The organism is Campylobacter showae (genome assembly GCF_900699785.1).
Lineage (GTDB): Bacteria > Campylobacterota > Campylobacteria > Campylobacterales > Campylobacteraceae > Campylobacter_A > Campylobacter_A showae_D.
In genome coordinates this window covers 566,821-587,978 of the sequence record NZ_LR535679.1, presented here as the reverse complement: position 1 = coordinate 587,978, position 21,158 = coordinate 566,821, and the positions used below count along the sequence as shown (strand labels likewise).

The 21,158-nt window shown below is 47.1% G+C and carries 21 protein-coding genes; 13 read left to right on the top strand and 8 right to left on the bottom strand.

Features of this window, described 5'->3' with window-relative positions; all coding sequences use genetic code 11:
• The first annotated feature begins 87 nt into the window (after positions 1-87).
• Both E4V70_RS02945 and E4V70_RS02940 read left to right on the top strand, forming a co-directional pair.
• Positions 88-1,350, top strand: a complete 1,263-nt coding sequence (locus tag E4V70_RS02945) for a Y-family DNA polymerase (RefSeq protein WP_122861944.1) — start codon at positions 88-90, stop codon at positions 1,348-1,350.
• Entirely contained in the window at positions 1,343-1,651 is a 309-nt protein-coding gene (locus tag E4V70_RS02940; protein WP_122861945.1) for a YolD-like family protein, read from the top strand. Before E4V70_RS02945 ends, E4V70_RS02940 begins: the two co-directional genes overlap by 8 nt.
• 306 nt (positions 1,652-1,957) lie before the next feature.
• On the opposite strand, the gene waaF is transcribed toward E4V70_RS02940, so the two are convergent.
• Complete coding sequence (gene waaF, locus E4V70_RS02935; protein ID WP_390886755.1) at positions 1,958-3,136, bottom strand: lipopolysaccharide heptosyltransferase II; 1,179 nt, start codon at positions 3,134-3,136, stop codon at positions 1,958-1,960.
• The gene (locus E4V70_RS02930) at positions 3,120-4,151 is read right to left on the bottom strand and encodes a glycosyltransferase family 4 protein (protein WP_122861946.1); all 1,032 of its coding nucleotides are present in this window, start codon (positions 4,149-4,151) and stop codon (positions 3,120-3,122) included. The genes waaF and E4V70_RS02930 overlap by 17 nt, the downstream gene beginning before the upstream one ends.
• 133 nt (positions 4,152-4,284) lie before the next feature.
• On the opposite strand from E4V70_RS02930, the gene E4V70_RS02925 reads away from it, so the two are divergent.
• From E4V70_RS02925 to E4V70_RS02910, 4 genes are read left to right on the top strand one after another with little or no spacing between them, the layout of a single operon-like run.
• Positions 4,285-5,217 (top strand): glycosyltransferase family 9 protein, encoded by a 933-nt coding sequence (locus E4V70_RS02925; RefSeq protein ID WP_122861947.1) that lies wholly within the window; start codon positions 4,285-4,287, stop codon positions 5,215-5,217.
• Positions 5,214-6,266 carry a glycosyltransferase family 4 protein gene (locus E4V70_RS02920; protein WP_122861948.1) on the top strand — a complete coding sequence of 351 codons (1,053 nt, stop codon included), beginning with the start codon at positions 5,214-5,216 and terminating at the stop codon, positions 6,264-6,266. The genes E4V70_RS02925 and E4V70_RS02920 overlap by 4 nt, the downstream gene beginning before the upstream one ends.
• A complete protein-coding gene (locus E4V70_RS02915; RefSeq protein WP_122861949.1) occupies positions 6,253-7,326 on the top strand; it encodes a glycosyltransferase family 9 protein in 1,074 nt (357 codons plus the stop codon). Before E4V70_RS02920 ends, E4V70_RS02915 begins: the two co-directional genes overlap by 14 nt.
• On the top strand, positions 7,323-8,510 hold the full coding sequence (locus E4V70_RS02910) for a glycosyltransferase family 4 protein (RefSeq protein WP_122861950.1): 1,188 nt from the start codon (positions 7,323-7,325) through the stop codon (positions 8,508-8,510). The genes E4V70_RS02915 and E4V70_RS02910 overlap by 4 nt, the downstream gene beginning before the upstream one ends.
• Here the strand turns inward: E4V70_RS02910 and E4V70_RS02905 are convergent.
• The gene (locus tag E4V70_RS02905; RefSeq protein WP_232037801.1) at positions 8,458-9,564 is read right to left on the bottom strand and encodes a glycosyltransferase family 9 protein; all 1,107 of its coding nucleotides are present in this window, start codon (positions 9,562-9,564) and stop codon (positions 8,458-8,460) included. The genes E4V70_RS02910 and E4V70_RS02905 overlap by 53 nt on opposite strands.
• A gap of 173 nt (positions 9,565-9,737) precedes the next feature.
• Here E4V70_RS02905 and E4V70_RS02900 point away from each other — a divergent pair, with 173 nt between their 5' ends.
• The 4 genes from E4V70_RS02900 to E4V70_RS10675 all read left to right on the top strand — a co-directional run bounded on the left by E4V70_RS02900 (position 9,738) and on the right by E4V70_RS10675 (position 12,372).
• Positions 9,738-11,018 (top strand): O-antigen ligase family protein, encoded by a 1,281-nt coding sequence (locus E4V70_RS02900; protein ID WP_122861952.1) that lies wholly within the window; start codon positions 9,738-9,740, stop codon positions 11,016-11,018.
• The gene (locus E4V70_RS02895; protein WP_122861953.1) at positions 11,008-11,766 is read left to right on the top strand and encodes a polysaccharide deacetylase family protein; all 759 of its coding nucleotides are present in this window, start codon (positions 11,008-11,010) and stop codon (positions 11,764-11,766) included. The genes E4V70_RS02900 and E4V70_RS02895 overlap by 11 nt, the downstream gene beginning before the upstream one ends.
• Positions 11,767-11,932: 166 nt before the next feature.
• The gene (locus E4V70_RS11060) at positions 11,933-12,064 is read left to right on the top strand and encodes a hypothetical protein (protein WP_269472413.1); all 132 of its coding nucleotides are present in this window, start codon (positions 11,933-11,935) and stop codon (positions 12,062-12,064) included.
• Positions 12,065-12,078: 14 nt separating this feature from the next.
• A complete protein-coding gene (locus E4V70_RS10675; RefSeq protein WP_172603244.1) occupies positions 12,079-12,372 on the top strand; it encodes a hypothetical protein in 294 nt (97 codons plus the stop codon).
• Positions 12,373-12,571: 199 nt separating this feature from the next.
• Here E4V70_RS10675 and rfaQ read toward each other — a convergent pair whose 3' ends face one another.
• Genes rfaQ through waaC form a run of 4 tightly spaced genes read right to left on the bottom strand, consistent with a single transcriptional unit; the run spans position 12,572 to position 16,287 of the window.
• On the bottom strand, positions 12,572-13,660 hold the full coding sequence (gene rfaQ / locus E4V70_RS02885) for a putative lipopolysaccharide heptosyltransferase III (protein ID WP_122861954.1): 1,089 nt from the start codon (positions 13,658-13,660) through the stop codon (positions 12,572-12,574).
• Complete coding sequence (locus E4V70_RS02880; RefSeq protein WP_122861955.1) at positions 13,657-14,421, bottom strand: glycosyltransferase family 2 protein; 765 nt, start codon at positions 14,419-14,421, stop codon at positions 13,657-13,659. The genes rfaQ and E4V70_RS02880 overlap by 4 nt, the downstream gene beginning before the upstream one ends.
• Positions 14,415-15,308: a lipid A biosynthesis lauroyl acyltransferase gene (locus E4V70_RS02875; RefSeq protein WP_122861956.1), complete on the bottom strand. Its 894-nt coding sequence runs from the start codon at positions 15,306-15,308 to the stop codon at positions 14,415-14,417. Before E4V70_RS02875 ends, E4V70_RS02880 begins: the two co-directional genes overlap by 7 nt.
• Complete coding sequence (gene waaC, locus E4V70_RS02870; protein WP_122861957.1) at positions 15,301-16,287, bottom strand: lipopolysaccharide heptosyltransferase I; 987 nt, start codon at positions 16,285-16,287, stop codon at positions 15,301-15,303. Before waaC ends, E4V70_RS02875 begins: the two co-directional genes overlap by 8 nt.
• 63 nt (positions 16,288-16,350) lie before the next feature.
• Between waaC and E4V70_RS02865 the strand changes: the two genes are divergently transcribed.
• The gene (locus E4V70_RS02865) at positions 16,351-17,268 is read left to right on the top strand and encodes a 3'-5' exonuclease (RefSeq protein ID WP_122861958.1); all 918 of its coding nucleotides are present in this window, start codon (positions 16,351-16,353) and stop codon (positions 17,266-17,268) included.
• Positions 17,269-17,559: 291 nt separating this feature from the next.
• Here the strand turns inward: E4V70_RS02865 and E4V70_RS02860 are convergent, their stop codons facing one another.
• On the bottom strand, positions 17,560-18,882 hold the full coding sequence (locus tag E4V70_RS02860) for a right-handed parallel beta-helix repeat-containing protein (RefSeq protein WP_122861959.1): 1,323 nt from the start codon (positions 18,880-18,882) through the stop codon (positions 17,560-17,562).
• A 219-nt stretch (positions 18,883-19,101) separates the two neighbouring features.
• Here E4V70_RS02860 and E4V70_RS02855 point away from each other — a divergent pair, with 219 nt between their 5' ends.
• Together E4V70_RS02855 and E4V70_RS02850 are read left to right on the top strand one after the other, a co-directional pair.
• Positions 19,102-20,160 (top strand): NAD-dependent epimerase, encoded by a 1,059-nt coding sequence (locus E4V70_RS02855; RefSeq protein WP_122861960.1) that lies wholly within the window; start codon positions 19,102-19,104, stop codon positions 20,158-20,160.
• Entirely contained in the window at positions 20,157-21,086 is a 930-nt protein-coding gene (locus E4V70_RS02850) for a DNA ligase (protein WP_122861961.1), read from the top strand. Before E4V70_RS02855 ends, E4V70_RS02850 begins: the two co-directional genes overlap by 4 nt.
• Positions 21,087-21,158: the final 72 nt, after the last annotated feature.

Genomic DNA, 21,158 nt, shown 5'->3' with positions numbered 1-21,158 from the left:
TTAAAAGCATTTGCGGCGGCGGAGTCAAATTTAACCCGCCTCGCCGCTTTTTAACTCCGCCTAGAGCGCAAGAAAATTTAACCACCCATGAAAATCCAAACTCCCGCCTACGCCGTTATCGATCTAAAATCCTTCTACGCCTCGGTCGAGTGCGTGGAGCGAGGGCTTGATCCCTTTGAGGCGAATTTAGTCGTCGCAGACGCTAGCAGAGGCGAGGGTAGCGTGTGTCTAGCCGTTAGTCCCGCGCTAAAGGCTCTTGGCGTAAAAAACAGATGCAGGCTGTTTGAAATACCTAAAAATATCAAGTACATCATCGCTGTGCCCAGGATGCAGTTTTACATCGACTACGCGGCTAAAATTTACGGCATATACCTAAAATACGTCGCCAAAGAGGACATCTACGTCTACTCCATCGACGAGGCCTTTATCGACCTCACCTCGTATCTAAAATTTTATAAACTAGAAGCTAGAGCTATGATAAAGATGATAATGGACGACATCCTAAAAACTACGGGCGTAACGCCGACCTGCGGCATGGGGACGAATCTATACCTAGCTAAAATCGCCCTTGATATCCTAGCTAAGCACAGCGAGGATAATATAGCCTTTTTGGACGAAGCGCTCTATAAAGAAAAGCTCTGGACGCATCAGCCGCTAAATGATTTTTGGCGTATAGGCAAGCAAACTAGGGCGAAGCTTGAGAGATACGGGATATTTTGCATGAAAGATATGGCAAACGCGCCATTTAGTCTGCTTGAAAGAGTGTTTGGCATTGATGCCTATATCGCGCTAGATCACGCAAACGGTATCGAGCCCACCACCATAGCCGATATCAAGGCCTATAAACCCTCGACTAAGTCATACTTTAGCTCTGAAATTTTACCTAGGGACTACGAGAGACTAGAGGCTCTAATCGTGCTAAAAGAGATGACCGATAGGCTAGCTCTAAAGATGATAAACGAGGAGGTGCGGGCTAGCGGGCTCACGATAAATATCAAATTCGCCGATAAAAACGAACCCGCGCAAAGAGCTACGGTTAGGTTTAAAACCCCGAGCAATATCGCCAGCATGCTTATGGACGCGGCGCAGGAGCTATATCTAAAAAAGATAAAAAACGCAGGCCTCATCAGGCAAATCGGCATATCGGCAAACGACGTCGTAAGGGAAAGCAAAACCGAAAGAAGTCTCTTTGAAGAAGAAAACGCAAAAGAAAAAACGGTGCTAAAAACCCTAAATAAGATAAAAGAAAAATACGGCAAAAACTCCATCCTAAGGGCTATCGACCTGCTACCGGGAGCCACCGGACGAGATAGAAACAAAAAGATAGGAGGGCACAAAAGCGGTGAATAAGGACAGAGCCAAAATCTTTAGCTCGTTTAATCCTCTCTCTACCCTAGAAAAAGCCCTAAAGGCCCAGGAGCGAGAAAAGAGCGAAAAGCTAGATCTTGACGAATCAAAGATAGAAGAAATCCTAAATAAAATAAGCAAACTAAAACCCGCCGACAAGGTAAAAATCACATACCACGACGGGCAGAGTTACGCGAATATAGAGGGGCTAGTCTCAAATGTAAATTTGATAGATAAAAGTCTAACGGTGGTAAAGGCGAGGGTCAAATTTGACGATATCTACGCGGTTGAGGTTGTTTCGTAAGGCGGCGTTTTGCAGTGTGCGAGATGCTATAGACGGCACGCAAAACGCTTAAATTTGCTAGCTTTAAAGGCGTTTAAATTTTACTTTGTCTGCACTTTTCTTGATAGTTAAAATACGGCACAATCCTAAGTCGCGCCAAAAATCGGTATAGTAAATTTGCCCCGATTAAGCCGCCTTGCGCTATCTCAAATGCGTGCTTTGCGTGCATTAAATTTGGTCTCTCGCCGTTTTAAAAAGCATTTGTGCGCGAGGAGCTTTTGCTTATTTGCGGTTGCTCAAGAAAAAGCCGCGCGCTCGCTAAAACGCCTAATCTCCTTGCGCTTTGGCAAAAAACTCTCGCTCGATCGTTTGGATGACGGCTTGCGGCGAGAGATCTTTCATGCAGGCGTGGGTTTTTAGCGGGCAGACGCGCTTCATACACGGCATGCACTCTAGGTTTAGGTGCAGGATGCGGGCGTTTTCGTTGCGCCACGGACATGTCTGCGTAAATCTCGTAGGCCCAAAAAGCGCGATCGTAGGCGTCTTGTAGGCTGCGGCGATATGCATCGGGCCGCTGTCGTTCGTGACGAATATCCCGCCGCTTTGCCCGATGCCGCCGATCATTTCGCAAAGTTCCCGCACGCTCGTTTTGCCCGCTAGATTTTCGCAGGCTGCGCCGTTTTGGCGTAAAATTTGCTCGATCTGCTCGCACATATCCCGCTCGCCCGAGCCGCCGAAAATCATAATCTTAAACTCGTCTTTAAAATGCAGCGCCACCTGCGCGAAATAGGCAGGATACCAGCGTTTGGCGCTTCCGTAGCTAGCGCCCGGATTTAGTCCGAGCACCGGAGCGTCAAATTTGCGCGGCTCAAAGTAAAGCTTCAGCTCGTCGTCCGCCCGTTTTAAATTTAACGCCGCTTTGACGAATTTTAGGTATTTTTGCACCTGATGCGCGCCGTCTTTGCTCTTTTGAAAAACAAATTTTCTCTCCGCCCGCGCCCCGTAAAGTAAAATCTTGCTCGCAAAAGAGCTTCTAAAGCTCAACGCCGCGTCAAATTTACCGAGATTTCTAGCCTGCCAAAATAGCCGCCAGAGCCTAAATTTAGCCTTTTTGCTGCTATCAACGATGACGCGCTCGCAGTTTGGATGAGCCTTAAAAAGTTCGCACGCCGCAAACGAGCCGAAAAATACGATTTTGACGGGCTTTTGCGTTTCTTTTTTTAAATTTTGCGGATTTTGATTTTCTTGCGCGTTTGCCTTCAAATTTGCGCCGCGGACAGCTTCAAATTTACCGTCCAAATTTGGCGTATCGTTTTTAAAAATTTGAATTTCTTGCGTTACCGAGCCGAAATTTTGCGACGAAAAGCTAAAATCTCGCTCATTTTCAAATTTGCCCGTCAAATTTCCCGCGTCAAACGCCGCCGTATGCTTTGCGATGGCCTCCACCGCGGCGCTTGCCATCACGGCGTCGCCCAGCCAAGTCGGTAGCTCAATCAAGATTCGCACGTATGATCTCCAGCGTCGCGTTCGCGTTTTTTTCGATGCTAAACTCGCTGGCAAGCGCCAAATTTCGCTCTTGTAGCATTGCTAGCCGCTCGTCGTCGTTTAGGATCTCGTCGATCAGAGCGCAGATGTCGTAGTCTTGCGGCGAACTCATCACAAACTCCCCCGGTAGTATCTCCGCGGCGCCGTTTTGAGCGGTCGTGATAGCGACGCAGCCGTAGCTAAGCGCCTCCAAAACGACGTTTGAAAACGGCTCGTACGCCGTCGGAAACAAAAACAGCTCGCTGCCTTCGTAAAATCTCGCTGCACTTTTTTGCGCGCCCGTAAATACGGCGTTCAGGCCGAGTTCCTTGGCTAGATTTTTGTAGCGGGCGGCGTTTTTGTCGCGGCCGACGATCAGGCAGTTTACGCGGGTTTTTAGGCGAGCCGCGATGCGTAAAAACTCCTCCGCGCCCTTGCGTTTAAAGCCGCTTCCCACAAACAGCAGCGTCGGTAGGTGAAAATCAAGTCCGAATTCCTCGCAAAGAGCGAGCTTTGCCGAACCTTTTTGCACGCGCGTAGGCAAATTTACGCCGTTATAGACGACCGCGATCTTTTCAGGGGCGACGGCGTAGGTCTCGCAAATTTGACGCTTTATAAAATTTGAGTTGGCGATGATTTTTTTGGTATTTTTAAAAGTGCGTTTTTCAAGGTGCGGAATAACGAAATTTAGCGGGTTTACAAACCAAAACGGCTTAGTTTTCATATAGACTTTGTGCACGCCGTCGCCCGCGCGGTAGATGTCGGCGCAGGTGATGCGCTCAAGGCTAAAATAAATCTCGTCCGCGCTCTTTTGCCGCCTTGCTTGCGAGTTAAAAAGCAGGGCTTTGATCCACGAGCTTAGCTTTTTGCTACCGTTAAATCCGCGCGTCTCGCACGCAACGCCCGAATCTTTTAGAGCTTTAACGAGCCGCGAGAGATATCTCTGCGCCCCGCCGATAGCGTCTAGATCGAGCCTTAAAAATACTATTTTTTTCATGTTCGCCTTTTAAAATTTAGCGGTATTTTATAAGTTTTTTGATGAATTTTAGGTTATGCCGGGCGTGCGAGGGATTAGGGCGTAAATAAGTATAAGCGTAAAATAGGTATAATCGCGCAAAAAAAGGAAAATCGTGAAAATTTTGCTCGTTAGAAACGATAATATCGGCGATCTCATCTGCACGACGCCGGCGATTGAAGCACTGCGAAAGGCTCATTCGCGTGCACAGATCGACATCGTGGTAAATAGTCTAAACGCATGCGTCGTTCGCGGCAATCCGTTTTTAAATAAAATTTATATCTATACTAAACCAAAGCACGTAAAAGGAGCGGCGGCAAAGGTGCGGGCATTTTTGGGAAAATGTAAAATTTTGCTTCAAATTCGCCGCGAAAAATACGATGCGACGGTGATTTTTAGAAGCGCCTATTCGCCTTCTGCCGCGATATTTGCTAGAGCCGCCGCAGCTAAAACGACCATAGGCGCGGCAAAGCAAAACGAGGGCGGTTCGTTGATAACACATAAGCTAAACTTTAATCCGCCGCCTCACGAGGTGCTGCTTTGCTATGAGCTAGCCGCACCGCTGGGAGCGAAATTTGACGGGGAAAAGACGCTTTACGTACCTAGCTTTAAAAGCGAGAAATTTAAGGATTTCGTATTTTTTCACGTCTCATCAAGGGTGGAGCAAAACCGTATGGACGAGGCTAAAATTTTACGTATTTTGGCGTTTTTAAAGCAAAATTTCGGACGCGTCGCCGTTAGTGCCGAGGACGTGAAACTAGGCCAAAAAGTAGCGCAAGAAGCGGGCGTAGAGTTTGCCGCGACAGCGAGCCTAGATGAACTTGCGGGCTACATCTGGGCGGCTAAATTTGTCCTCACGCTTGACGGCGGCGTAGCGCATTTGGCTCCCGCGCTTGGCGTAAAAACGGTGCTGGTGCTTGGTAAAACGGACGCCTCTCGCTGGGCTCCGATTTACGGCGGAGCGGAGTGCGCTGTGCTGCAAAGCGCTAGTAAAAATGCGCAGGACGCGGCGGACGAGGAAATCTACGAGGCGGTCAAAAATATATGAAAAAGACGGACAAAATCAACATCCTAGAGCTTGAAAGCTCGCTAGGATTCGGCGGTCAGGAGCACCGCACGCAGCGCGTCATAAACGGACTAAACAAGGATAAATTTAAGGTATTTTACGCGCTAAATCCCGGCTCAAAAAGCTTTGAAAAGCCCATTGATTGCGAATTTGTGGAATTTAATCTGAGCAAGGTTTATAATATTTTTGAAATTTTTAAAATTTGCCGTTTCGTGCGCGAAAAAGGTATCTCCATCATCGCCACGCACTCTGGTAAGGACGGCAACATCGGCGCGATCGTAGCAAAGCTAACGGGCGCCAAAGTCGTGCGCACTAGACACCTGCAAACACCGATCAGATCGGCGTTTAGCTACAACGTAAATGATAAAATCATAGCCGTCTCAAACGCCGTAAAAGCCCAGCTCGTCTCGCAGGGCGTGCGGGGAAATTTGATAGACGTTATCTATACAGGCGTGGATACAGCGCGGTTTAATCCAAATTTTAAAAAAGATATAAAAGCGGAGCTAAATTTGAGCGCGGACTGCGTCGTAGTGGGTATCGTGGCAGTCTTGCGCGCGGCGAAAAATCATCAGCTTTTATTTGAAGCTTTTAGCGAGCTAAATCTGCCAAATGCCGCTTTAGTCGTGGTCGGCGACGGTCCGCAGGAAGAAAATCTAAAAAAAATTAAGACTCCAAACATCTATATGCTAGGTTCCCGTACCGACGTGAGCGAGTTTTTGGGCAGTTTTGACGTTTTCGCGCTGCCCTCAAAGATGGAGGCGCTAGGCACGGCGCTGCTCGAGGCGCAGTCGTGCGGAGTGCCTTGCATCGGTAGCGACGCGGGCGGTATCGGTGAGGCGATAAGTAGCGGCGAAACGGGGCTTTTGTTTAAAAACGGCGATAAAGAATCGCTCAAAGCGGCCTTAAAAACGCTGATAGAAGACGCGGCGCTTCGGGCGAAATTTAGCGCGAACGCGAGGGAATTTATCGTGCGAAACTTCTCGATAGAAACGATGGTCGCGCAGACGGAAGCGATGTATGAAGCTCTTTGAGAGCGCGGCTAGGCTCATTTTGCGCTTTAAAAGCGTGCTCAAAACGCAGCTGGTTACGCAGCCCGTCCAAACGGTCTGTTTTTTTAGCAACACCGCGCTTGGCGATACGATTTTTAATACGCCTGTTTTTCGCGTCTTTCGGCAAAATTTCCCGCACGTACGCACCGTCGCGCTACTAAATCCATCTACCGCGCCGCTTTTTAAAACCGATCCGAATATCGATGAAATTTTGCTTTACGACGGCAAAAAAGGCGGTTTTTTACGCGCTTTATCGCAGCTAAAAAAGATAAAACCCGACGCCATCTTTATCCTGCACTCAAACGAGCCGCAGGCTACGCCGTTAGCCGTTTTAAGCGGGGCCAAATACGTCTTTAAGCTGCCAAATGCCGGCAGTAAATTTAGCCCCTTTCACTCAAACGCGCCAGAGCCTTACGGAGATGAGAGGTACGTCGTACTAAACCGCCTCGAGCAGCTTAAATTCGTAGGCATCAGAAGTCGCGACACGAGGCTAAATTTGTATCTGCGCGATGAGGATTTCGCCCGCGTCGATGAAATGCTAAAAAAAGACGGCAAACGCAAATTTATCGGCTTTCAGATGGGGGCTAGCACGGTTTCCAGGCAGTGGTTTTGGCAGCGTTGGCGGGAGCTGGCGGGAATTATTTTGGAGCGCACGGACGCCGTCATCGTGCTAACGGGCAGCCCCGCCGAGCGAGCGATGACCGCGCAGTTAGACGAGGAGTTAAGAAGCGCACACGTGATAGATGCGGCGGGTAAATTTAGTCTGCGAGAGGCTGCCGCGCTGATAGCTAGGCTTGACGTGCTTGTCACGCCCGATACCGGTCCGCTGCACGTCGCAGCTGCGCTAAAAACGCCTACGATCGGGCTTTTTGCAGTCGCGTCGCCCGTAAATTCAAACCCGGATTTTGACGAAAACATCCATAAATTTATCAAAAAGCCGCGCACCTGTTCGCCTTGCGTCGGTAAAAACTGCAAATTTCAGGAGTGTATGCTGCAAATAGGAGCCGATGAGGTCTGGGAGATGCTAAAGGAAATGATTTGAAAAAGATTTTGTTCGTCGATACGGGGCGCGAATACGGGGGCGGGACGAAGAGTTTTTTGTATCTTTTGCGTGGGCTTGCCGCGCAGCAAAAATACGAGCTTTGCGCGTTTTTTGAGACCGATTACGAGGCGGGCGGACGCAAAATCTCGAAAATCATCGAAGAAGCCGGGGCTAAATTTATAAAATTTGAACCAAAAAAGCAACCCTCAAAGCTAAAAAAAGAGCTTTTACGCGCTCTGGGTGGTCAAATTTTAGCAAAATACCTCTATAAAAAAGACTACGACTACGCGCTTTGCTTGCTTGGGCAGGTGCGCCCAGATATCCTTCATCTAAATAATCACTTTTCAACCAATCTTGCTTACATCGCCGCCGCAAACGCCCTAAATATCGCGGTAGTACAGCATTTGCGTAAAAACTCGGCCGTCGAGCCCTTTAAGCTTGAGATTTTAAAGCGGCTAAAATTTACGCCTGTTTGCGTTTCAAACGCGACTTATGATTTTTACGCCGCGCAGATAAATATGCCTAAAAACGTGGTTTACAATCCTGTAGAGGCGCCTGTTTTAGGTCAGGAAAAGTCTGAGACGGATGAAAATTTGAGCCATTCTCGGTCAAATTTAAAAAATAGCGGCGACGATAAAAACGGCGCCCTAAAAGCCAAATTTGACGCCGAAAAGATAAATATCGTAATGCCCGCAAATTTCCTGACGTTAAAGGGGCACGAGCTCGTTTTTGACGCGCTTGCGGGACTAAAAAGAAGCGATATAAAGGTCTATTTTGCTGGCGGAGGCGAGCTAAAAGCGGGCGCGAAAGCCAAATTTGACGCGCTGATAAAATCGAACAAGGCCGAGTATCTGGGCTTTGTTTCCAAGATGGACGAGATTTACGCCGCGTGCGACTACGTGCTTGGGTTTTCCAGCGACGAGGGACTGCCTAGAGTCGTCATCGAGGCGCTTGGCTGCGGGCTTGGCGTCGTGTACTCTGATATCGCCGTCATAAGAGAGATTTATGAAATCTCCTCGAAAAAGCAAGATTTTTTTATAGTTCAAAGAAGCTCGGACGCGCTTTTAGCCTGCTTTGAGAGCTTGCGAAAACCCGCCTCAAAAAGCCCCGACGATGCCGTTATAAAGGCATTTAGCATAGAAAATTATCTTCGCGGGATAGATAGGATATATAGCGAACTTTGACGAAAGCCTCGATGTCTGCGAGGTTTTGCTCGCTAAGCTCGAAAAACGCGCTCGCGTCGATATCCCGCACGGTTTTAAACACGGAGCTAACGGGCGGCAAATGCGAGTTTATCACGAGCGAGTCGGCGACGCCCCTTTGCTCGCTGGCAAAACAAGGCCCCATCAGGCAGATCGTGGGCGTGCGCACGCTGTCTGCGACGTAGTAGTTGCCGGTATCAGAGCTCGCGTAAAGCTGCATCTGCGAGAGGTAAAACGGCAACTCCTCAAGCTTGATTTTATCTATCAAAGAGATGATTTTTATCTCGTTTTCGCCAAATCTTTTGACGTAAGTATCGCAAATTTGCGAGCTAAAATTTGACCCGTCGCTAGTGCTGTTTTGGCTGCAAATTTGAGCTTTTGATTGCTTTTCGTCCGCATTTTCAGCGAGTAGGTTTTTTAGCAGTGCAGCCTCCTCGCCGACGCCGAAAATGTAAACCTCGCAGTCAAATTTAGCGAAAATTTCAAAGATTTTTTCCCAAGTATGTTTTGGCGGCGTTTTCATTTTATTGCCAGCGCTCAGGCTCACGCCGATCTTAAATTTGCCGCTTTTTACGATATTTTCGTGCGGTATAACGAGCGGTTTTTGCAAGCATTTTTCATATCTTAGTTCGCTAATGCCGACCGTTTTTAGGTAGGTTAGCAGCGTGAGGTCTTGCAAAGTATGCGGCACTTTTTTCATACCGAGCGCCAGCAGGGCAAAGTCGCTAGATGCCGCGTAGTGATGCACGGTGACGATGTTTTTAGCTAGCGTGCAGCGCGCCAAAAAGAGATTTAGGCTGTTTGGCATCAGCACGTAGACGCTCTCGTAGTTGCGCGAAAAAAGCTCGAGCGCGAGTCCTAGCTTAGAGGTTTTTTTACGCTTTACGTTATTTATCGTAAATATTTTTTCTATTCGGTTGTCGTGTTTTGCGAGGGCTAGGTTTATCTCGTCGATTAGCACGTCAAATTTGCCCAGCTTTTCAAAGATCACGGTCGAGTTTGCGTAGTCGCCGATTTTAGCGGTTTGTATGAGCAAAATTTTATTGGATGGTTTTTTAAAACAGCTTGTTATTTTAAGGTACGGCCAAAGTATTAAATAAAATAAAAAATATATCAAAAATAAATCCTCTGATTTAATCAAATAGGCCATTTTACATGATTTTTAATTAAATATTGTTATAATCGCGCACTTAATAAAATGGAGAGTGTATGACCAAGCAAAAGGTGTTTGATTTTTGTCAAAATTTAATAATATATCTTCTCTTTTTGTTTATAGTTTGCGAGCATCACGTAAGCTTTACCGCTGTTAAAAACATATCGCTCTATACTGCTGTTTTGCTAGCTTTTACAATGTTATTTTTGCGTAAAGGTGAAGTATTGCAAAGAATTAAATCAAATTTTAGCCATGCTAAAATGAGTCTAATATTCTTAGCTTTATTTGTTGCTTATGCACTTTTGATATCTTGTTTTCCATATGACGATTCTTTTGGTTCCGCAAAAAAAGCTTTTAGCGAATTTGGAAGAGGGGTTGCATTTTTATTTGTAGTGCTTGTTTGTTCAAACGGCAAAGAAAGACAGCAAAAAATCCTTTTTTATTCCATATTGGCGGCATTTATTTTTATTACCGTTTACTATGCATTGCCGATTTTTGAAAATTTGGACAAAATTTCAAGTGCGGATCCGGAGGCTGGAAGAATAGTGCATAGAGGATATTCGTTGTTTGCGGACAGGTTTATGGTATTTGCCTTGTTGGGTTTAATTTTTTTTAAAAGCAATGCTGTAAAAGCTTTTATGGTTATTTTTTGTTGTATTGCTATTGCTATGGATATATTGGGCGGCGCTAGAGGTAGCTGGCTTGGCGTATCTGTTGCTTTTATTTTGTTATTTATATTTCTGGTTTTCAGTAAACATAGAGATTTTTTAAAGAAAAATTTTAAAAAATTATTTGTCATTGGAATGCTTTGCTTTTTAAGTATAGGGGTTTTATTTTTTAATTCATCCATTGCAAACTCTAAATTATCGCAAGGATTGCATAGTTCGGGCAGGGATTTGATATTAAAAGAAAGGCTCCCCTTGCTTTTTGAAACTAATAGATGGATATTGGGACTTGGGCACGGCGAGCACTTATATGATAAATTTTTAGCTGACAAGTCGGATGAAAAGGGTATCGAAATTTTCATGATGTCCATAAGGGACGGAAAAAGACATTGGTTTAATGACGAGCCTTTTTTTATAGGCAATATATATTATTACGGAATTATTGGGGTTTCATTTTTATTTTTATCATTTTTCTATTTATTAAAAGAAAGTTTAAGTTCTTTTAAAAGTACGCAAAATTTATTATTTGCCGGAGTTTTTATTTCAGCTATAGCGTATTTTGGCGTAAGAGGGTTGTTTGAGACATATAATTTAAGAATTTTATACCTTTTTTATTTAATCGGATTTCTTATTTTATTTAAATCGAAGGTCGATGTAAAAAATGAGCGTTAGCGTTTTGATGTATCATCACGTTTTAAAAAGGGGTGGATTTATCGCTTCTAGCGCGGAGGATTTTGCCTTGCAGATGCGGTTTCTCGCCGAGGCGGGCTACAAAACGCTCACGATGGGCGAATTTATCGCCTATAAAAAAGGCCAGCTAGCCGTGCCCAAAAAAAGCGTTCTCATCACCTTTGACGACGGTTGGAAGGACAACTATGTCTACGCCTACCCTATCTTGCGCGAGTTTGGGCTGCGGGCGAGCATATTTTTAGTGACGCAGTGGATAGAGCGCGCGAGCATGCGGCGGGGCGAGTTTATCGAGCTAACTCACTCCGAATACAAAAAAGCAGCCCCCCAGCGACCGCAGGACGTGTTTTTAAACCTTGACGAGATAGCGGCAATGCGGGACGTTTTTGACTTTCACTCGCATACGCACACGCATTTTGACGAGTATTTCGGCGCGCTCCCGCCTGAGGAAAATTTCGCTCGGTGCCGCGAGTTTATGCGCGCAAATTTGGGCATCGAGGACAAAATTTTGTGTTGGCCGCGCGGCAAATACGACGAAAATTTGATGCGTCTAGCTAGGCAGGCAGGCTACGAGGCGTTTTTCACGACGCAGCGAGGTATAAATAGACCTGACGGTGACCTATCGGCTATCAAGCGCATCGCTGCTAAAAAGGACGCCGCATGGCTAAAACGCACGCTTTTTATCTACCAAAACGACTTTTTGGGCGGGATATACTCGAAGATAAAAAAGTAAAATTTGCCTAAATTTGAGTAAAATTCGGCGTTTTGGTGGATTTGGTTCGATCTGCGTAAATTCGGCTCAAATTTAAAATGTAAAAGAATCATTCAACGAGATCAAAAAATACATCGGCAAAGGCGGCTGAAAAGCTTTGATCGTAAAATTTAGAAAAAAGCAAAATATGATGAGTGCAGAGCAAAGGTATAAATTTCACAGGACGGCGAGATATCTGCTTGCTTTGCCGATGGTTTTCTTGCTTGATTGGTGGGTGACATCTTTGATTTTAGCGGTTTTGCCTTTTGAGGCGCGCTAAGGATTGCCGTTTTTGTGGCGGCATTTGCGATTTTAGCTTGCGCGCTGCTTTGGTATTTGTTCAAAAGGTATAAAAATTTTAAGCCAAGCAAGCTGTTTGTTAAAAATCCAAATCTCAGTTTGCTGCTTTTTGCGGTAGAAAATTTATCGCTCGGCGCTTTTTACGGCGGGTTTTTGGCATGCATCGTGGCGGGGTATTTTTGGGGCGAGCAGGCTGCTGGCTGGAGCGTGACGTTTGCATTTGCGTTCGCGCCCGTTTGTTTGCTCGTTTTCGTGATCTCATACATGTTTAACGAAAAGAAGGCTTAGGCGTCAAATTTAAGCGCTCAAATTTATAAAATCAAGAAGGTCAAATTTGACGGCCGGCGTTCAAATCAAATTTGATTTTATGACAAGCCCGACCGATAAATTTAATCGCCAAATTTGACCAAAACAGCCAAACTTACCGCTCGCGGCTCAAATTTGCTCGTAAAATTTAGCCAAAGCGGCCACATTTTACAAAGCCTGCCTAGCTCTGGCTCAAATTTTCCCTGATTTTTCTCTTTATCGCCTCTAGCTCCTCGCCCTCAAATCTCATCAGCGTTCGCTCCACGCCGTGCTTTATCATCCCCTCTTTGTCGCACGGCACGAAGTCCCAGTCTTTTTGAAATACCGCGTGCTTGCCCATAGTTTGGTTGCCGTTGCGCTGAGTGTAGCCGTTTGCGTCCAGATCGTTGTCCCACGGCCCCCACTCAAACGCCCCGCTGGGCCCAAACAGCGCGATCACGGGCACGTCGTTGGCCGCGGCTAGGTGCATGATCGCCGTATCCACGCCGATGAACATCGCTGAGCGCTTTGATAGCGCGGCGGTCTGTTTTAGGGTGAGTTTACCGCCTAGATTTACGGGGCCAGAGGAGCACAGCGCCAGCACGTCGTCCAGCTTTTTTAGCTCGGCGTCGTTGTTATCGGCCGTTAGCACGACCCGCACGCCAAGGCTCTCGCAAAAGTCGATTATCGCAGCCATGGTTTCGTCGTCCGCGCACTTAAACATCCAGCGGCTGGTTAGGTGCACGTGGATAAATTTAGGCGGTAAATTTAGATGACTGATGCAGCCTGGATCAAAGTGCACGCTCACTTTTTTGCCGTTAGGCTCAAACCCGAGTGCGGCTAAGGCGTCTAGATTTCTATCCACGGTGTGGCGTAGGCCGCCTATTTTAGGGGCTTTGTGAGTTATTATTTTATTTACGGTCTTGTTTTTGCCCTCAAAGCCCACGATGGTTTTTATCTTGGCGTATTTGGCGATGATGATGCCGCGGTCGCCCGTCGTGGTCTGCACGGCGATGTCGTATTTTTGCTTTTTGATTTTATGGATAAATTTTAGCTCGCGCCAAAGTCGTTTGAAAAAGCCGACCTCTTTTATATTTGCGCGGTCGTAGACGTGGATGTTTTGGATGTTCGGGTTGCCTTCGATCATCGCTTCCGTGCCCTTGTTTAGCGCGAAATCTATCTGCGCGTCAGGGTAGATGCGGCGCAGGTTTTCGATGAGCGGAGTCGTGAGTAGCACGTCGCCGATGTTTCTAAATTTCATAACTAGGATTTTGATTTTTTTATCTTTCATTTTACGTACTTCCAAAATGTATATTGCGCGTAAAGCCTTGCTATCACGTAGCCGCGCCAGCCCTCGCGCCAGCCGCCTTTTAGGAAAAATAGCTTAAAAAACGTCCACGCGGGATTTAAAACGGCTTTAAATTTACTTGATTTCGCGCCCTTTGCTCCTAGGCTCGAGTAGCGATTTTGCTTGGCGATAAACTGCTCGATGCTATCATAGGCATAGTGTTTGAAGTGGTTTTTTAGCCTGCCGATTTGATTTTTGGCGGCGGTTAAATTTGCGCCGTCCGCCGGAGTTTGTTCGTCCGTTTTCGCCGCGCTTTTTAAAACGACCTTTTCGTGTATCTCGCGCCCGTCAAATTCCGCCCGCGTTTTATCAAACAGCCTAACCGCGCAGTCTGGATAAAGCCCCATAGTGCGCACTTCTTTACCGAAAAAGATATTTGCGCGAGCTACCTCGTATGCGCAAAACTCGGGGCGTTGCAAAACCTGCAAAATTTCCTCCCGCAAAGGCTCTAAAATCACTTCGTCGCTATCTAGCACAAAAACCCAGCGATTGCGAGCTATATCCACTCCCAGCTGCTTTTGCGCGCTAAATCCCAGCCATTTTTGCTTGTGAAATTTGACGTTTTTAAATCCTGCGCAAATTTGCTCAGTGGCGTCCTGCGAGCCGCTATCGACCACGACGACTTCGTCTGCGAATTCGCAGCTTTGTAGTGCCTCGGCGAGGTATTTTTCGCTGTTAAGCGTGAGGATTACGACGCTTAGCATTTATAAATTTCCTCGTTAAAATGCTTAAAGCGTTTGTGAAACCAAAAGTACTCGTCCGGCTTCTCGCGCACGGCGGCCTCGGTGGCGTCTGATTGAGCTTGCGTTGCCTTTAGCACGGCTTCGTCTTTGTCAAAATCCCTAACGTCAATCGGCGGGAAAAAGCAAATTTCGCTGAGGTTTGCCCCTTTTTCGCGGATAAAGGCCGGCACGATGAGCGCGTCCGTTTTTTGCGCGAAGATGCTAACCGCAGGCGTATGCAGGACTTTTCGTCCGAAAAACTTGACCTCTACGCCTTCCTCTTTGGCGGTGTTTTGATCGACTAGAATGCCGACTAATCGGCGCGCCTTGACCGCTTTTAAAATTTGCTTGGCGCCGCCCATTTTATCGATTAACTCGATATCAAAGCGGGTGCGGTTTGCCGCCAAAATGCGCTGCATGACCGCGCTATCAAGAGCGCGTCCGACGATGCTAACGCCGCCGAATTTTGCCGCCATCGCCAGCGAAAAGAGCTCCCACTGCCCGTAGTGCGCAGTTTGCACGATGATCGGGCGACCAGAAGCGAGCGCGTTTTGCAGGATTTGCTCGTTTTTAAATTCGACTTTTTCTAGGATTTTTTCCTTACTCGCGTTTTGGTTTTTTATAAAATTTACCGCAAATTTGGCGTAGTTACGGTACGTGTCTTTTACGATCTGCTCTTTTTGCGCGGCCGTTAGCTCGCCCGCGTAGGCGAAATTTAGATTTGCTCTGATGATTTTTGTGTGTTTGGCGTCAAATTTATAAAACAAAAACGCGATGAAATTTAAAAAAGGATCCAGCAAAAACGCGGGCGTAACGGTAAAGATAAATTTAAAAAATCTATAAAGCCAAAGGTAAAATAAATCACGCATCAAGCAGCCTTTTTGCCGCGTTTGCGATGGCCTGCGGCGCGATGTCTCGCACGCAAAAGTCGCTTTTGTCTATCTTTTTCGCGTCTATTTTTTTGCCGGCATCCAGCGTTAAATTTACGGGGCTAGCAAAGGCGTTTCGCTCTGCGGGGCGGTTGCCAAAAAGCGTGATAGAGGGGCGATTTTGCGCCCAAGCTATATGCGTCACGCCGCTATCGTTGCCGATAACAAGATCGCAGGACGAGATAAAATTTACGAGCTCTTTTAGGTTTAAGCTTAGCGGTTTTGCGTTTGAGTTTTTGATCAAATTTAGAGCCTCTTTTTCCTCTTTTTCGCCGTTAAAGCAGACGAAAATTTCATTTTGCGGCTCGTCTAGCAGAGCGATAACATCTCCAAATTTATCGTAAATTTTACTCGGCTCGCTAGCAAAGGGCGCTATCAAAATTTTCTTTTTTGGGCTTTGCGATTTACTTTGCGAGGCGCTAAAACAAGGCTGTTTGGCTAAAATTTCATCCTCGCTAAAACTAAAGCCTAAAGCAAAAGCCGTAAGTTTTAAATTTCGCAAGATGATATTTTCTCCGTAGTCGCAATTAAATTTATGCCTATAAAACAGCGCTGCAAGCGGTTCCTTGACGCTAAATTTGTCAAATCCGTAGCTGTTTTTGCCAAGAAGCTTCGCAACCGCGGCGGATTTGATCAGCCCTTGCAAGTCGATGATGTAGTCAAATTTGCCCTCTTGCTTAGCAGAGGCGATCAGCTCCAAGCTTTTTTTGTATTCGCCGTTTTTTAGCGGTAGCGATACGACGCGCGAAATTTGCGGGCAAAGGAACAAAATCTCGCTAAATTTAGCATCGGCAAACCATGTTATTTTAGCTTGCGGTAAGTGCTTTTCGATAAACTGCAAGATGACTACCGCATGAACGATGTCGCCCAGGGCGGAGAGCTTGATAACGGCGATGTTTGGGGCTGGGTTTTTATTCATTTATCGCTTTTATAAAGATTTTTAGCTATCATTTTAGGCAAAAATAGCTAAAAAAGGTTTGAAATGGCTAAAAATTATATCTGCGTTTTTGACTGCGAGACGGTGCCTGATACCGCGCTTTTGCGTAAAATTGACGGCTTTGAGGGAAGCGACGCTGAGGTGGCGAGGCAGGCGTTTGCCACGCAAAAGGCAGCAAGCGGAAGCGAGTTTTTACCCGTGATGTTTCACCGCGTCGTGGCGATTTCAGCTGTGATGGCGGACGAATACGGTAAATTTTTGCGCGTAAGCACGATGAAGGGCGCAAACGAGCGCGAAATCCTAAATAAATTTATCGGTTTCGTAAATTCGCATAACCCGCGCCTGGTGAGCTTTAACGGACGGGGTTTTGACCTGCCGATGATTTTAACTCGCGCGATGAGGTACAACGTCTCGTTTCCGAGCTTTTACGAGGTCGAAAACAAGGAGCTTGGCAAAGGCAAATGGGACGGCAACTATCGCGACAGGTACAGCGGCAAATTTCACTTCGATCTGCTCGATCACGTGAGCGAGTTTGGATCCGTACGCGGGCTAAAGCTCGATACTCTGTGCGCTAGCTTAAATTTGCCCGGCAAATACGACGTGCACGGCGATCAGGTGATGGAGCTGTTTTTTGACGGTAAGATCGACAAGATCAACGAATACTGCGAAAGCGACGTGCTAAACACATACTGGCTTTTCCTAAAATACGAGCTTTTGCGCGGAAATTTGACGCTGGACGATTACGCGGACGATATCTCGGTGATGAGCGAGTGGCTCGCGGCAAACTGCGCGCAGATGGGCTATACGCCGGTGTTTTGCGAGGCGGTCGATCGCGAACTTGTGCGCCTTGAAACGCAAAACTACGAGGATGAGCCGGAGCTTAATGACGACGACGAGCAGGCCGGGGCGGAGGAGTACTACACCGAAGAAAATATGCCCGAGATAAATTTGGACGAGCAGTGAGGGGTTAGGGAAATTTGGCGAGATAAAACGGCTCGAAGCGACACGGACTCGGTAAATTTGACGCGCATGTTGTTTTTAGGGCGCGGTCAAATTTGACGTAGCTTGGCGAGCGATTGGTAAATTTGGCTTTTACTAGTCAAATTTTATTTCGCTTTAGCGGCTACGGCGTCAAATTTGACGAAAAAATCACAACAAATCCGCAAATTTGACTGCTACTAAATCAAATTTGACGAAAGACGGCACGAAAACAATCCTGCAAACATCAAATTTCTAGACAAAACGTCTGGCAAATCAGTACTTTATCTCCTGCGCGCCGTAGTCTTCGACTGCGCCAAAGAGCTTAACCGCGTCTTTTAGCGGATATTTGTTGCCAAACATGGAGATCTCGCTTTGTCCTCTTGCGATCTGATTTATCCCAAATATCCTTCTTAGCTCGTTTTCGAACGAATTTGGATCGTGGTCCACGCTCTCTTTGTATGAAGCGTCCAAAAATCCCTCCAAATACGCCTTATTTACGGCTTTTCTGAGCGATTTGTCGTCTATTAGCTCCGCGTTGCCGCTCGCCTCGTCAAAGAGCTCCACGTCTGCAAAATCCTTGGCGAATATCGCCTCAAAAAGGCCTAGTCCGGGCAGGACGACATCGGCTTTTTTGTTGAGGAAAAAGCGGTTGTCGTTTACGCGCACTTTTCGCCCTTTTTCCATGGCTACGGGGCTGTCGATACGGGCGCGTTCTATCGCCGCAAAGGCCGAGAGACCTATGATGTTGCGGCGGATGACGACATCGGCTTTGGTCATGACCTTAAAGCCTTGGCCGCCGTCGCCAAAGTCGGCCGTTCGCGGCCACGTAAAAAGTATAGTGTTGTAGCTAAAGTCGATTTTGACGGCATCGGCTTGATTTTTTGCGCCCCAAATTTCGCAGGCGCTGATGGCGTTTGCGACAAAGACGTTATTTACGATATTTACTTTGCCGTGAGCGCCCAGTCTCACCGCCGAGTTGTTGCCGTTGCTAAAGATGCTGTTTCGTATCGTAAGCTCGCCCCCGCCTAAAAATTTACCGCCCAAAAGCGGTTTTGCCGCGGTGATGACGTTTTTCGTCTTGCCGTTTTGACCGACTCCGGGCGGCAGGACGAGCATACCCGTATCTACGCCTCTAGGCCATCCTCTGCTCACGTCGTAGGCGTTTGAGTCGCCCTTGTCAAATATAATACCGTCGAAAACGAGCCTCTCTCCAGGCGCTGCGACGACGTCCATCTCGACTAGAGGATTTGACGAGCCCGTGCCGTTAGCCGATGCCGGCGGCATGATGCGGGTTTGGTGCTTTAAAACGTCGCACTCGGCGAAATCTTTGGAGTAGCCGCCGTAGATCTCGACGGGCTTTTTGACGATGATAAAGCCTTTGTCCCTTAGTCCGTAGTAGTTGCCCTCGGCGACGTAAATTTTGTCGCCTATTTGGGCTATTTGAGCCGATTTTTCGATATTTTTTAGGGGTGCTTGTTTGGTGCCGGCATTTGCGTTGTCGCCGAGCTCTTTTGAGACGTAGAACTCGGCTGCGTGTCCGAGTAGGGCAAATGCGCTAAAAAGGCAAGGTAGGGCGGCTTTTTGGATACTAATCATCGTCGTCTCCTCGTGTAAATTTAACTCATTTATTATAGCAATAAAATAGTAAAAACTTTAAAAGTTTGTTTAAGAATCTCCGTTTCAATTTACAAATTTAAACGCTAAATTTGAGCCCAAAGCGCGTAAATTTGCTCAAAATTTACCTCAAGGTGCGGCGGCTAACGGCGAAATAAATGAGATTGTGCTAAAATAGCGTCAAATCACAAAGGAAAAAACATGAAAATTTTAGTAACCGGAACGGCGGGATTTATCGGATTTCACTTGGCAAACGCCCTTGCAAAAAGAGGCGACGAGGTTGTCGGATACGACGTGATAAACGACTACTACGACGTAAATTTAAAGCTTGCGCGCCTAAAAACGGCTGGCTTTGACGTGAGCGAGATAGACTATGGCAAGCTGATAAGCTCAAAAACGCAGCCTAATTTAAAATTTATAAAAGCCGATCTAGCCGATACCCAGATGATGAAAGAGCTTTTTGAGAAAGAGAAATTCGACTGCGTCGTAAATTTAGCCGCGCAGGCAGGCGTTCGCTACTCGCTCATAAATCCGCAAGCCTACATCGACAGCAACGTCACGGGCTTTATGAATATCCTTGAATGCTGCCGCCACAACCAAACTAAAAATCTAGTCTACGCAAGCTCTAGCTCAGTCTACGGCCTAAACGAAAATATGCCATTTAGTACGCACGAGGGCGTAAATCACCCGATCAGTCTCTACGCCGCAACCAAAAAAAGCAACGAAATGATGGCGCATACGTATTCGCATCTATTTGGCGTACCGACTACGGGGCTGCGATTTTTCACTGTTTACGGCCCGTGGGGACGCCCCGATATGGCGCTGTTTTTGTTCGTAGACGCCGCGCTAAAAGGCAAGAAAATCGACGTCTTTAACTACGGCAAGATGAAGCGCGACTTTACCTACGTGGACGACATCGTAAAGGGCATCATAAAATGCGTCGATAACCCAGCCAAGCCAAATCCCGCGTGGGACGCGAAGCATCCCGATCCTGCCACCTCAAGCGCGCCGTTTAAGGTCTATAATATCGGCAACAATAGCCCCGTAGAACTCATGGACTACATCAAGGCCGTCGAGCTAAAAATCGGCCGCGAGATAGAGAAAAACTTCCTTCCGCTGCAAGCCGGCGACGTGCCTGCGACCTTTGCGGACGTGAGCGATCTGGTGGCGGACTTTGACTATAAGCCCGCAACTAGCGTAAACGACGGGGTGGCTAGGTTTATCGAGTGGTACTGCGAGTTTTACGGGGTTAAAATTTGAGATTTTTCGCGCTCTTGCTGGCCGCCTTTTTAAATTTAGCTTTGGCGGCGCAGAGTGAAAATCTAAACAATACAGCGAGTGCAGATGTTGCTAAAAACGCCAAATTCGAGCTTTTAAAACTTAGCGAATACAAAGGCCAAAACGTCGGCGGCTGGCTAGCTAGCGAGAAGCTCGACGGCGTGCGCGCCTACTGGGACGGGCGAAATTTGCGTTCGCGAAACGGTAAAATTTTAGCCGCGCCGGAGGGCTGGAGCGCGCATTTTCCGCCATTTGCGCTTGACGGCGAGCTTTACACCGCGCGGGGCGAATTTGAAAAAATCCAATCGATCGTGATGGATAAAATGCCTAGCGTCGCAGCGTGGAGCGAGATAAAATTTCACGTTTTCGACGTGCCTGAGGCAGGCGGCGGACTTTTAGAGCGGCTTAGCGAGCTTGAAAAATTTATCGCAAAGAACCCGCAAGCCGGTCAAAATTTAAAGATAATAAAGCAGATAAAAGTAAAAGATAACGCCGAATTTGAAGCGTTTGCCGAGCAGATCGTCGCAAAAGGCGGCGAGGGCGCGGTCGCGCGAGAACCAAACGCGCCCTATGAGCGAAAACGAAGCAAAAATGCGCTGAAATACAAAAAATTTAAAGACGCCGAGTGCGAGGTGACGGCGATAAACGCGGGCACGGGCAAATACGCCGGGCTTATGGGCTCGGTAACCTGCAAGGCGCTTAGCGCTGCGGGCTCAAGCTCGGACGAGCAAAATGACGAGCTTTTGCAACCCGCTAGCGGAGTAAAATTTAAGATTGGCTCGGGCTTTAGCGACGAAGAGCGCGCAAACCCGCCCAAAATCGGCTCTATAATAACCTACAAATATCAAAATTTAACCGCAAAAGGGTTGCCTAGGTTTCCGGTATTTTTGCGGGTTAGAGAGGATTAAATTCGGCCGTTTCGGTCAAATTTGCCCGCTTGGTCGCTTTTAGGTCGGCGCCGTAAATTTACGCTCGGCGCG

What these genes read in the sequence shown, in the direction of transcription:
- E4V70_RS02945 (WP_122861944.1), top strand. Translation starts at nt 88, where the DNA reads ATGAAAATCCAAACTCCCGCCTACGCCGTTATCGATCTAAAATCCTTC.
- E4V70_RS02930 (WP_122861946.1), bottom strand. Translation starts at nt 4,151, where the DNA reads ATGAAAAAAATAGTATTTTTAAGGCTCGATCTAGACGCTATCGGCGGG.
- E4V70_RS02920 (WP_122861948.1), top strand. Translation starts at nt 5,214, where the DNA reads ATGAAAAAGACGGACAAAATCAACATCCTAGAGCTTGAAAGCTCGCTA.
- E4V70_RS02915 (WP_122861949.1), top strand. Translation starts at nt 6,253, where the DNA reads ATGAAGCTCTTTGAGAGCGCGGCTAGGCTCATTTTGCGCTTTAAAAGC.
- E4V70_RS02900 (WP_122861952.1), top strand. Translation starts at nt 9,738, where the DNA reads ATGACCAAGCAAAAGGTGTTTGATTTTTGTCAAAATTTAATAATATAT.
- E4V70_RS02895 (WP_122861953.1), top strand. Translation starts at nt 11,008, where the DNA reads ATGAGCGTTAGCGTTTTGATGTATCATCACGTTTTAAAAAGGGGTGGA.
- E4V70_RS11060 (WP_269472413.1), top strand. Translation starts at nt 11,933, where the DNA reads ATGATGAGTGCAGAGCAAAGGTATAAATTTCACAGGACGGCGAGATAT.
- rfaQ (WP_122861954.1), bottom strand. Translation starts at nt 13,660, where the DNA reads ATGAAAGATAAAAAAATCAAAATCCTAGTTATGAAATTTAGAAACATC.
- E4V70_RS02880 (WP_122861955.1), bottom strand. Translation starts at nt 14,421, where the DNA reads ATGCTAAGCGTCGTAATCCTCACGCTTAACAGCGAAAAATACCTCGCC.
- E4V70_RS02875 (WP_122861956.1), bottom strand. Translation starts at nt 15,308, where the DNA reads ATGCGTGATTTATTTTACCTTTGGCTTTATAGATTTTTTAAATTTATC.
- waaC (WP_122861957.1), bottom strand. Translation starts at nt 16,287, where the DNA reads ATGAATAAAAACCCAGCCCCAAACATCGCCGTTATCAAGCTCTCCGCC.
- E4V70_RS02865 (WP_122861958.1), top strand. Translation starts at nt 16,351, where the DNA reads ATGGCTAAAAATTATATCTGCGTTTTTGACTGCGAGACGGTGCCTGAT.
- E4V70_RS02860 (WP_122861959.1), bottom strand. Translation starts at nt 18,882, where the DNA reads ATGATTAGTATCCAAAAAGCCGCCCTACCTTGCCTTTTTAGCGCATTT.
- E4V70_RS02855 (WP_122861960.1), top strand. Translation starts at nt 19,102, where the DNA reads ATGAAAATTTTAGTAACCGGAACGGCGGGATTTATCGGATTTCACTTG.